At 59.2% G+C, this 11625-nt stretch carries 12 protein-coding genes; 10 read left to right on the top strand and 2 right to left on the bottom strand.

Going from position 1 to position 11625, the window contains the following annotated elements; translation table 11 throughout:
* Positions 1–166: 166 nt before the first annotated feature.
* From rpe to KD146_RS04575, 3 genes are read left to right on the top strand one after another with little or no spacing between them, the layout of a single operon-like run.
* Positions 167–847, top strand: coding sequence for a ribulose-phosphate 3-epimerase (rpe, locus tag KD146_RS04585; protein ID WP_212657555.1), 681 nt, complete (start codon positions 167–169; stop codon positions 845–847).
* A 31-nt stretch (positions 848–878) separates the two neighbouring features.
* Positions 879–2219: an adenylosuccinate lyase gene (gene purB, locus KD146_RS04580; RefSeq protein ID WP_212657554.1), complete on the top strand. Its 1341-nt coding sequence runs from the start codon at positions 879–881 to the stop codon at positions 2217–2219.
* A gap of 7 nt (positions 2220–2226) precedes the next feature.
* Positions 2227–2775: an RBBP9/YdeN family alpha/beta hydrolase gene (locus KD146_RS04575; RefSeq protein ID WP_212657553.1), complete on the top strand. Its 549-nt coding sequence runs from the start codon at positions 2227–2229 to the stop codon at positions 2773–2775.
* Between the two features lie 12 nt (positions 2776–2787).
* Here the strand turns inward: KD146_RS04575 and KD146_RS04570 are convergent, their stop codons facing one another.
* Entirely contained in the window at positions 2788–4320 is a 1533-nt protein-coding gene (locus tag KD146_RS04570) for a peroxidase family protein (protein WP_212657552.1), read from the bottom strand.
* A gap of 181 nt (positions 4321–4501) precedes the next feature.
* Positions 4502–4825, bottom strand: coding sequence for a DUF1476 domain-containing protein (locus KD146_RS04565; protein ID WP_212657551.1), 324 nt, complete (start codon positions 4823–4825; stop codon positions 4502–4504).
* A gap of 229 nt (positions 4826–5054) precedes the next feature.
* Between KD146_RS04565 and purC the strand changes: the two genes are divergently transcribed.
* The 7 genes from purC to purQ all read left to right on the top strand — a co-directional run bounded on the left by purC (position 5055) and on the right by purQ (position 11608).
* On the top strand, positions 5055–5819 hold the full coding sequence (gene purC / locus KD146_RS04560) for a phosphoribosylaminoimidazolesuccinocarboxamide synthase (protein ID WP_212657550.1): 765 nt from the start codon (positions 5055–5057) through the stop codon (positions 5817–5819).
* Positions 5820–5834: 15 nt separating this feature from the next.
* A complete protein-coding gene (gene purS / locus KD146_RS04555) occupies positions 5835–6077 on the top strand; it encodes a phosphoribosylformylglycinamidine synthase subunit PurS (protein ID WP_212657549.1) in 243 nt (80 codons plus the stop codon).
* A 238-nt stretch (positions 6078–6315) separates the two neighbouring features.
* Positions 6316–6798 (top strand): GtrA family protein, encoded by a 483-nt coding sequence (locus KD146_RS04550; RefSeq protein WP_345790746.1) that lies wholly within the window; start codon positions 6316–6318, stop codon positions 6796–6798.
* Complete coding sequence (locus tag KD146_RS04545) at positions 6795–8279, top strand: NAD(P)/FAD-dependent oxidoreductase (protein ID WP_212657547.1); 1485 nt, start codon at positions 6795–6797, stop codon at positions 8277–8279. The genes KD146_RS04550 and KD146_RS04545 overlap by 4 nt, the downstream gene beginning before the upstream one ends.
* Positions 8257–9633 carry a hypothetical protein gene (locus tag KD146_RS04540; RefSeq protein WP_212657546.1) on the top strand — a complete coding sequence of 459 codons (1377 nt, stop codon included), beginning with the start codon at positions 8257–8259 and terminating at the stop codon, positions 9631–9633. The genes KD146_RS04545 and KD146_RS04540 overlap by 23 nt, the downstream gene beginning before the upstream one ends.
* 117 nt (positions 9634–9750) lie before the next feature.
* Positions 9751–10824 (top strand): acyltransferase family protein, encoded by a 1074-nt coding sequence (locus KD146_RS04535; RefSeq protein WP_212657545.1) that lies wholly within the window; start codon positions 9751–9753, stop codon positions 10822–10824.
* Positions 10825–10939: 115 nt separating this feature from the next.
* A complete protein-coding gene (gene purQ, locus KD146_RS04530) occupies positions 10940–11608 on the top strand; it encodes a phosphoribosylformylglycinamidine synthase subunit PurQ (protein WP_212657544.1) in 669 nt (222 codons plus the stop codon).
* Positions 11609–11625: the final 17 nt, after the last annotated feature.

The raw sequence follows: 11625 nt of genomic DNA, 5'->3' as shown, positions 1-11625 counted from the left end.
TCGGCTGGATCGGTATCGATCCAAGCCGCTGCCTCCGCAGCGGAGGGTGCCCTCTTCCTTCTTCAAATTCCGCGATGGTACCGCTCAGGGCGACACCGCGCCCTTGCCCTCGCCCCCCGCCCGCTATATTCCAGCCCCATCCCTGCTCGGCTGAGGTATAATCTCCATGACCACGCGCCCGATCCGTATCGCCCCCTCAATCCTGTCAGCTGATTTCAGCCGCCTGGGTGAGGAAGTGGCGGCCATTGATGCGGCGGGAGCTGACTACATCCATGTCGATGTGATGGATGGTCACTTTGTCCCCAATATCAGCTTTGGCCCACTGGTCATGGCCGCGGTGCGCAAGGTGACGACCAAACCTTTTGACGTACACCTGATGATCGCGCCGGTGGACCTATATATCCCGGCCTTCGCCAAAGCTGGCGCCGACATCATCACCGTCCATGCCGAAGCCGGCCCGCATCTGCATCGCACGCTCCAGGCCATCAAGGCCGAGGGCAAGAAGGCCGGTGTGGCGATCAACCCGGCAACGCCTGTTTCAGCGCTTGATCATGTGCTCGAAGACATCGATCTGCTGCTGGTGATGTCGGTCAATCCTGGCTTTGGTGGGCAGAGCTTTATTCCCGAGACGCTCAACAAGCTGCGCCAGGCCCGCGCCTTGATCGGTGCGCGCCCCATTGATCTTGAAGTCGATGGCGGCATCACCGCCGACAATGCCCGCGCCGCAGCCGAAGCAGGCGCCAACGTCTTTGTCGCAGGCTCCTCCGTCTATGGCGGCAATGATGCTGCCACCTACGCTCCCCGCATTTCCGCCATTCGCGCGGCGGCCTCTACCCGCCTCGCCTGATCTTATTCTTCGAACCTGAAAGCCAAAAGCCATGATCCCGCGCTATTCTCGCCCCGAAATGGTGTCCATCTGGTCCGCTGAGACCCGCTTCGCCATCTGGTTCGAGATCGAAGCGCACGCCACTTCCAAGCTGGCAGAACTGGGTGTGGTGCCCAAGGAGTCGGCGGAAAACATCTGGAAGGTGATGAACGCCCGCAAGGCCGAGCACGGCGATTACGGCTTTGATGTCGCCCGCATCGACGAGATCGAGCGCACCACAAAGCACGACGTCATCGCCTTTCTGACCCATCTTAGCGAACTGGTCGGCCCAGACGCTCGCTTTGTGCACCAGGGCATGACCTCTTCGGACATTCTGGACACCACGCTGTCTGTGCAGATGGCCCGCGCTGCCGATCTGCTGATCGCTGATATCGATGCACTGCTCGCCGCGCTTAAGCGTCGTGCCTATGAGCACAAGGACACCATCACCATTGGCCGCAGCCACGGCATCCATGCTGAGCCAACTACGTTTGGCGTCAAGCTGGCCGAAGCCTACGCCGAATTCTCGCGCAACCGCGCCCGTCTGGTCGCTGCCCGCGCCGAAATCGCCACCTGCGCCATTTCCGGTGCCATTGGCAGCTTTGCCAATATCGACCCGCAGGTCGAAGAATATGTTGCCGAAAAGCTGGGCCTGAGCATTGAGCCGGTCTCCACGCAAGTGATCCCGCGCGACCGCCACGCCATGTTTTTCGCCACGCTGGGCGTTGTCGCCAGCTCGGTCGAGCGCGTTGCCGTTGAAATCCGCCACCTCCAGCGCACCGAAGTGCTCGAAGCCGAGGAGTTTTTCTCCCCCGGCCAAAAGGGTTCTTCGGCCATGCCGCACAAACGCAACCCGGTACTGACCGAAAACCTGACCGGTCTCGCCCGCCTGGTGCGCGGCATGGTCACCCCCGCGCTGGAAAACGTCGCTCTCTGGCATGAGCGTGATATCTCGCACTCCTCGGTTGAGCGCATGATTGGTCCCGATGCCACGGTGACGCTGGACTTTGCCTTGGGTCGCCTCACCGGTGTTATCGACAAACTGGTGGTCTATCCGGAAAACATGCGCAAGAACCTCGACCTGCTTGGCGGCCTGCACAATTCCCAGCGCATGCTGCTGGCCCTGACACAGGCCGGCTACTCACGCGAAGACAGCTATGCCGCCGTCCAGCGCAATGCCATGAAGGTTTGGGAAATGCGCGGCGATCGCGCTGGTCAGTTTGCCCAGAACCTCAAGGAAGACCCGCAAGTGACTCTGAGTGATGCGCAAATCGATGCCATGTTCGATGACGCCTATCACCTCAAGCACGTCGACACGATCTTCGCCCGGGTGTTCGGCACCGGCAAGGACTGATCAGTCCATGAAGCTCGCGGATTGCGATATCCTCATCCTGCCCGGTTTGGGCAATGTGGCAGACGGCCACTGGCAGTTGCGCTGGGCCGAACGCATGGGCACTGCCGCCATCGTGGAACAGGCCGACTGGGATGAGCCGGACCTGGATGACTGGGTCGCTACTATTGATCAGGCATGCCGCCTGACGGCGCGACCTGTCGTGCTGGTGGCACACTCTCTGGCGGTTATTGCTGTGGCTCAGGCTGGCACCCGCCTGCCCGACAACGTGCATGGGGCGTTTCTGGTGGCGCCACCCGATATTGAACTTAGTTCTGCCGCACCCGAGGCCATGCATGCCTTCCGCCCCATCCAGCGCGACCCGCTGCCCTTTCCCTCAATGTTGGTGACATCCAACAACGACCCCCTCTGCACAGTCGATCGCGCCGTTGAATTTGCCACCTGCTGGGGCTCCGATTTTCATCAGGCAGGCGACGCAGGACACATCAATCTGGACTCCGGTCATGGTCCCTGGCCTGAGGGTTTGCTGATGTTTACCCGTCTGATGCAGCGGCTGTGACGGCAGAGTCAGTCACTGCTGAGCGAAATCGTCGGCCTGAACCGGCAACCCAGCCAGGCGAATGATCGCAGCGAATGTCCAGTCGGGTTGTCCCACCGGTCGCGGCACAATGTGCGCATCCGCATTCAATGCGGATTTATTGGCCGCGCTCAGCTTTTTCTGCAGCGATTTCAGCAGGGTGTCCTTGGCGGGTGTCCACCCGGGCTCTATATTGAAATACGATAGCGGATCACCCTTGAGCAGCCCGGCAAATGTCGCCGCGACGATTATCGAACCCACTTTTCCCAGGCAATTCCCACCATCGAGTTCGGCCTCGCGCAGCACATAGTACCACAGAGCGTCCGGTTCGGTGTCCGACAGGGAAATCGGCGCCACATTAAGCGCCTTGGCAACTGCTGTGCCCGCCGGCAGTTCCATACGCACGCCGCGCACCAGATTGCGGGCTGCCAGTACGTTGAGTATCTTGGCACTGTCGCCTGGCCGCTCGGGGTCCTCCGGCAGATGGGTCAGGGCCTGAGCCAGCCGCGGGTCAAATTTCCGCGTCATTTGAGGAAATGGATTGCTGGAGCTGGTCATCGGCAGGAACCAGTCCCATTGCACCACCCGATCTGCTTCCAGTGCCCGGAAACCCATCAAGGTCGCGCCGTTCGGCGCGAAGATCGGTATGAAACTGCCAAATCCATGCAGCACGTTGGTCTGATAACGGTCTCTCACCAGCGAGTGTCCGAAGCGATAGGCCGCGACGGAAAATTCCAGCGGCATATATGGCGTATTACGCCAGTCAAAGACGTGCTTATAGCCTGCTTCCCACGCAGCCTCGCCAACCGCGTCTGGATGATGCCTTAGAGCGGTTTCATGCACCTCCGCCTGACAGATGCGGGCGATATAGTCGTTCCACACCACCCACTGGTAGAGCCATTTCAACGTGTTGCGTGCAGCCTGAAACCCGGCCATTCCCTGCAGACCCAGATCGAAAGCCGCGTCGGCCAGACTATTATGCGCCATGATGAACGCCAACTGCACCTGCGCGACCACAGCATTCTCGTCATTCCGGTGATCCCCGATTAGCGCTGTCTGACTTTCGCCCTCTGCACGTGAAAGGCGCGCTAGATCCCTGAATCTGTTGCCGATACTGCCGACGCGAAGTTTGATCCGCCCTGCCACGTTTTCATACAGATAAGGCTGAGCATCCGGCCCCAATCCATAAACATTGTCCAGATCGAGCCGCGGCGTCCTGAAGTTGTGCAACCTGTTTGGGTCGACCTCCGCATCACTGAGGGGCGTGACGTCCAGCGTGATGTCGTGATCAACAAACTGGCCGAAATAGGTGTAACCGGCCGGCAGGGTGGAGTCCGTGTCTTCATTATCTGCGGCTGTCATTTTCGCATTTGCGAAATCGAGCATGTGTTGCTCAAGAGCAGTCGCTGTCTCGGCCGCAAGTTCTGGCTTCCACGGCTTGAGATCGGGGAACATCCGCCCAAACCCGCCCTGATAAAACCGCGATCGCGGTGCGACGACTTCGAAATTTTTTACACCGTGCTGCATGACCATCCCCCTCAAGTCCGCCGGACTCAACGTTCGGCTGCTCTCTAGAGGGATTTAAGGCCATCCTCGCTGCACTTTGTAACTCGGAACACTACGGAGCGCCGTACGTAGAAGTGGAATCAAAAAGGGAGCCAATCTTGCGATCAGCTCCCTAAACAGTGCTTGCCGGCAATTGAACCGATCAGCCCTCGGCAGCGACCTGCTCGTTGGCGAGCTGGGCCAACTGCAGCATCTTGGCACGAATCACGTCGTCACCAACGGCAATGTTCTTGGCCTTGAGGTCGCCCGACACTTTGCGGAACACGTCTTCATCGCCGGCTTCTTCAAAATCAGCTGCGACAACTTCAGCGGCATAGCCGGTGGCAGCATCGCCGGTCAGGCCCAGCAGTTCTGCGGCCCAGATACCCAGCAGCTTGTTGCGGCGGGCTTCCGCCTTGAACTTGGTCTCGGCGTCAAAGGCATACTTGGCTTCCTGCCCCTTCGCCCGATCTTCAAACTGGCTCATGCGACTCTCCCGCTTGCCTTTGACATTGCCGCCCTACAGGCGCTCGCCATTGGACATAGGCGGTTCAGACGACCAAATCAACGGCCCCTCCAACGTTGCGACCTTATGCTCGACAACATGCGATGCAGCGCCGCCATCCAGTCAATGAATGCGAAAGAGCTTGCTTTTTTGCACCGTTCTGGCGCATGAAGCGGCCAAATTCCCCTCCTCCAAACGGTCCGGATTCCCAATGAACCGTCGACGCAAAATCTACGAGGGCAAGGCCAAGATCTTGTTCGAAGGTCCTGAGCCCGGCACTCTGGTTCAGTATTTCAAGGACGACACCACCGCAGGTGATGGCGCCCGTCATGAAGTCATCGACGGCAAGGGTGTTCTGAACAACCGAATCTCTGAGTTCGTGTTCACCAAGCTCAACGGCCTGGGCATCCCGACTCACTTCATCCGCCGTATCAACATGCGCGAGCAGCTGATCAAGGAAGTGGAAATCATTCCGCTCGAGATCATTGTGCGCAACTTTGCAGCTGGCTCGCTGGTCAAGCGCCTGGGTCTTGAGCCCGGCACCCAACTGCCCCGCTCCATCATCGAGTTTTGCTACAAGGACGATGCGCTGCATGACCCCATGGTCAGCGAAGAGCACATCACGGCCTTTGGCTGGGCCACCCCGGCCGAACTTGACGACATCATGAGCCTGGCCATTCGCGTCAACGACTTCCTGACTGGCCTGTTCATGGGCGTCGGCATTCAGCTGGTCGACTTCAAGATCGAATGCGGTCGCCTTTATGAAGGCGATCTGATGCGCATCGTGCTGGCTGACGAGATCAGCCCCGACAGTTGCCGCCTGTGGGACGTCAAGACCCGCGCCAAAATGGACAAGGATCGTTTCCGTGAAAACCTTGGCGGACTGATCGAAAGCTATCGCGACGTCGCTCAGCGACTTGGCATTCTTGTTGAAACCGAAAATGCGCTGACCACTGGTCCGCGTCTCGTTCAGTAGCCGGAGCAGATACGGATGAAAGCGCGCGTCACGGTCACCCTCAAGGCTGGCGTTCTGGACCCACAGGGCCAGGCGATTGAAGGCTCGCTAAGGGGTCTAGGTTTCCCCGATGTTGGCTCTGTCCGGCAAGGAAAGGTTTTTGATCTTGTCGTGGAAGGAACTGATGAGGCCGCCGCGCGTTCTCAGATCACCAGCATGTGTGAAAAACTGCTGGCCAACACCGTGATCGAAAACTACGCGATCGAAATCTCAAATTAACGCCTCACGGCGATAGATAGAGCGCGTCAAGCAGTGACGCCGGACCCTTTGCTATGCTCAAAACCATCTCCCTCTCGGTCATGTTCTTCGCCACTCTGGGCCTTCTCTTCGCGGCCTATGCTTCCGTCCCCGTCTAGCAAAACTGCGAGCGCAATCATCTGACACATCTGTCTATTTCGATTGCGCTGACCGTTTGTTAACCCACACTGGCTAGCCTTCCGACAACACTTATCAGCTGTTGTCGGCGGTTCTATTGGGCGCTTTTCCACGTTACTTGGTCTCTGCAGGCGCAGCGACGTGTGTCGACATTGCGCTTGTGCAATTTTTGCTGACGGCAGGGTTCGCTCGCGCGCCCACGCTGTATGCCGCGGCCATCGCATTGGGTGCGCTATGCGGCATGGGCGTGAACTTTGTCATTTCCCGGCGCTTTGTCTTTGCCCCGGACGATCGCGCCGCGCATGAGCAATTCACCAGCTTCCTTGTCATTTCGCTGACCACACTGCTGCTGCGACTGCTCGTTGCCTTTGCGTTGGTAACCCTGTTCACCCTGTCGATCTTTGACTGGCTCAACCAGCTCCCTGTGGCCGCACCACAGGAACGCATCGCCCATCTTGGCGCTGTGGGACTGGTCGTCCTGTACTCATTCCTCGCCCACAAGCATGTTTCGTTTGCCGGTGGCGTTCTGGCTTTTCTCGCAAACAAGGCGGCGGTGCGCCCATGAATGTCGAAACCCTGATCATTGGTGCCGGCCCTGCCGGTCTGACCACAGCTTACGAGCTGACCAAGGCCGGTCACAGCGTCGCCATCGTCGAGCGCGATCCCGTCTATGTCGGGGGCATTTCCCGCACGGTGAACTACAAGGGCTATCGCTTCGACATCGGCGGGCACCGCTTCTTTTCCAAAAGCGCTGAAGTCGAAGCCTGGTGGACCGAAATCATGGGCAACGAGATGCTGCAGCGTCCCCGCTCAAGCCGCATTTACTACAACGGCAAGCTCTTTGATTACCCGCTGCGAGCCGGCGACGCACTGGCCAAGCTTGGGCCGGTCGAAGCACTGCGCTGCGTAATATCCTATGGTTGGGCGCAGATCCGCCCCCACCGCAATGTGGTCAGTTTTGAACAATGGGTGGTCAACAATTTTGGCCGCCGTCTGTTTGAGATATTTTTCAAGACCTATACCGAAAAGGTCTGGGGCATGGATTGCGGGGACATTTCGGCCGACTGGGCCGCCCAGCGTATCAAGGGCCTCAATCTCTATCAGGCCATCATCCAGAGCTTCGGTCTCGGCAAGAAACCATCCGGCAGTGACGGGGTAATCAAAACCCTGATCAACAGTTTCCGCTACCCCCGCCTCGGCCCCGGTCAGATGTGGGAACGCGCCCGCGACAAGATTGTCGATCAAGGCGGCACCATGATGATGGGCTCAACCATCACGGCGATCAGCCAGCACGCCGAAACCGGCAAGTGGATCGCCATTGTTACCGATGCCCAGGGCAAGGAAACCAAGATCACAGCCGATCATCTGGTCTCGACCGCTGCGGTCAATGAACTGGTGCGCATGCTGGGCGCAGATGCAGACCCCGCTGTGGCCGCAGCCGCCAAGGGCCTGCGCTATCGCGACTTCCTGATCATCGGGCTGATCACGCGCGGCAAAGAAAGCTTTGATGATAACTGGATCTATATCCACGATCCCAGCGTCAAGGTCGGCCGCATTCAGAACTTCAAATCCTGGTCGCCGGATATGGTGCCGGACCCCAATACGGCCTGCTACGGCATGGAATACTTCTGCAATGCCGGCGACGACACCTGGGACATGAGCGACGCCGACCTTATCGCCCGCGCCAAGCAGGAAATCGGTCAACTCGGCCTGGCAGAGCCTCAGGACATCATCGATGGCTCGGTTGTTCGCCAGCCCAAGGCCTATCCAGTCTATGACGATACCTACAAGATCAATGTCGACACCATCACCGAAGGGCTCGAGGAGCAGTTCACTAATCTGCACCTGGCCGGGCGCAACGGCATGCACAAGTACAACAATCAGGACCATGCCATGATGACCGGCATCCTGACCGCCAAGAACATCATCGCTGGTAGCAGTGTTCACGACGTCTGGGGCGTCAACGAGGATGCCGAGTATCATGAGGGCGGCTCTGCCGGCGACGATAAGATCGAGGAACGCCTTGTCCCACGCCGCATCGCCTGACCTGACCGCTGGCTCAACCAGCCAGCCAATCAGCCGGGGCGACCGCATCGCGACGATCATTATCGTCCTGCTCTACATTGCGTTGCAGTGTGTTCTGGCCGTTGGCCATCAGCCTTGGCGCGACGAAGCCCAAGCCTGGCTATGGGCGCAAAACCTGTCGGGCCTGCGCGATTTCCTCATCATACCTGGCGAGGGGCACCCGCCGCTGTGGTATTGGATCCTGCGCGGTCTCTCGCTGTTCCTTGATTTTTCGCAGGCCCGCTATTTCACGCTAGTCGTCGCCATCGTGAACGCTGTTTTGTTGGCGCGCCTGCTGCGTGGCGATGTGCTGATCCTGGCGCTGCTGCTCTGTTCGCATGTTGTAATGCAGTACTGGGGCTATCATTTTCGCCCCTACAGCCTCGTCTTGACCGCGGTACTGGGCGCCCTGTTGCTGGAGCGAAACGGGCGCTCCACTGCCGCGAGCTGGGTCATGGCACTGGCTTGTGGTTTCCATTTCTACGCAGGCTTCCCGTTCGCCTTGTGGCTGCTTGTACAGTTGCAGCGCGGCGCCCGGTTGCCCACCCTGCTGGCGCCCGCAGCACTGGGCCTGTTCTTTGGCGCCTGCGCGCTGGTCTCTGGTCTGGGTAATCCCGAAAGTGCGCCATCCAGCGCGCACTTGGCGGACATGATCGCTTTCAACCTTGCCTGGCCGCTGACCTGGCCAGTCCTGCGTATCTGGCCGACTGCGATTCTCAGCCTTGCGCTGCTCTGCTATGGTTTGTGGCACCAGCGCGCCATCCTGCTCACCCTGCTGGCCCTGACAATCCTCTTTGCCGTGGGGGCCGCCGCCGTCTACGGCGAATCCCCCTGGCACTCGGCCTTTATGATGGTGATGACTGTCATGGCCTTCGTCCTCGCCGGTCCCCCCGGCGCAAAGCGCTGGGTCCTGATCGTCCTGCTGACACCACAGGCAGTCGCCGGTATTGCCATGGTCAAAAATCGCTTGGAAAATCCGGTCTGGGACCGCCCGGACCTCTACGCCGTAATCCAGTCCGATGCCGGCGCCAGCTTTGATCCATCGAGACAGTTAATCGGTTGGCAGGACTACAATCTCTCCCCGATCGCTGCTGCCTACGATATCTGCTATATCAGCGGCAATAACGGCGCACTGCTTGGGCCCGTTGACTGGCGTTATCGAAGCGAAGGTGCGGTGGATCCGGTGTTCGGCACGATCCCCACACCCTATTGGCTGATTTGCAATGAATGCGCGCCCGCCTTGGCCGCCATTGCTGAGGCGGGTCGCGCCACGACGGAACTGGCCCGCTCCAAAAACTTCGACGACGGCATGCAGATAGCCTACCGAGTGGACTGACCGGGCTTAGTCAAATGCTTACCAATCGCGCATCTATCTCAAACCCATCTGCGGCTGGTAACCTCGCTGAGAGGACACACGATTAGGCTGCGCCACACAATTCTCGGAGTGTGGACAATGGCAATCCTACAAAAGCGTCTCGATTGGGTGGATATGGCCAAGGGCCTGTCCATCTTTCTGGTGGTCATGATGTATGCGGCCGCCAGCGTGGGTGAAGACACTGGTGGCATCAGCCTTTTCCACTGGGCCATTGCCTTTGCCACCCCATTCCGCATGCCCGAATTCTTTCTGATTTCAGGCCTGTTTCTCTCTCAGGTCATCGATCGCCCCTGGCGTGGCTTTGCCGACCGTCGGGTGGTCCACTACCTGTATTTCTATGCCCTCTGGGCAATCATCCATATCGTCTTCAAAGTCGGGCTGTTGGCCACCAACCCCCTCGGCGCACTCGAACAGCTCGGCTGGGCGGTGGTGCAGCCATATGGCGTGCTCTGGTTCATCTATATGCTGGCCGTTGTTAGCGCGGTGACCAAGGTTTTGCATATGCTGCGAGCGCCGGTCTGGGGTGTCTTCGCCGTCGGTGCCATTCTGCAAATGGCCGCCATTCACACTGGCGCTTATGCCATCGATCAGCTCGCCGCCTATTTCGTGTTCTTCTATGCTGGCTTTGTACTCGCACCCCATTTGTTCCGTCTGACAGCCTGGGCAACCTCCAATAATGCCCTGGCTCTTGTGGGGTTGTTGATCTGGGCCATATTGAACACAGCGCTGGTCTTCTCGCCCGGCTTCGCAATGGACCCCATTCACCCCGTGATGGGTCTGGCTGGCCTGCCCGGTGTTCACCTGGTGCTGGCGCTTGCTGGCACAGCGGCGCTGTGCGTCATAGCCGCTCTTCTGACACGGCTGCCCGTCATGGACTGGCTGCGCTGGATGGGCAGCAAGTCGCTGATCATCTACGTTGCCTTCGTCCTCCCGATGGGCATTGCGCGTACGCTGCTGATCAAGTTCGGCGTCCTTGAACCCACCTTACTGACCTTCATCACCATGGCTGTCGCCATCACTTCACCGCTGGTTCTGTACTGGCTGGTGCAGCGCACGGGCTTGGGCAAGTTCCTGTTTGAGCGGCCCCGCTGGGCCCACCTGCCTGGCACGGCCAAGCCCCGCGACCAGCTGCAGGCCAACCCTGCCGAGTAGCGAGCGAAACGCAGTGGAATCGATAGGGCCGGGATATGCATGTCTCGGCCCTTGCGTTTTGCGCCAAGACTCACCAAAAGAGCCTCGCAACTCCTGACATAGCGAGGACTAGCCGATGAAATCCGCCGTCATCGTCTTCCCTGGTCTCAATCGTGATCGCGACATGATTGCGGCCTTGACCAAAATTTCGGGTACTGCCCCGGCCATAGTCTGGCACCAGGACACCGATCTGCCCGATGTCGATCTGGTCGTCATTCCGGGCGGCTTCTCCTATGGGGACTATCTCCGCTGCGGCGCCATCGCTGCGCGCTCTCCCATCATGGATCGCGTTCGCGAACGCGCCGCCAAGGGCACGAAGGTGCTCGGCGTCTGCAACGGCTTTCAGATCCTGATCGAAGCGGGCCTGCTGCCCGGCGCCCTGATGCGCAACCAGTCGCTCAAATTCGTCTGCCGTGAGGTCAAGCTCGAAGTCACCAATGCTGACACCGATTTTACCCGTGGCTATAGCCAGGGCCAGATCATTCGCTGTCCGGTGGCCCATCACGACGGCAATTACTTCGCCGATACCGAAACGCTCAACCGGCTTGAAGGCGAAAACCAGGTCGCCTTCCGCTATGCTGAGGGCACTAATCCAAATGGTTCGCTCAACGACATCGCGGGTATCCTGAACGACCAGAAGAACGTTCTCGGTCTGATGCCACACCCGGAGAACCTTATTGAAGCCGCACATGGCGGCGATGATGGCAGGGCGCTGTTTGCGGGCCTGCTTGGGCAGGCAGCCTGAGATGATCCAGCGCCGCA

The organism is Devosia litorisediminis, assembly GCF_018334155.1.
GTDB lineage: Bacteria > Pseudomonadota > Alphaproteobacteria > Rhizobiales > Devosiaceae > Devosia > Devosia litorisediminis.
Note: the sequence above shows the minus strand (reverse complement) of the source record. Positions and strands in the feature narration are given on the sequence as shown.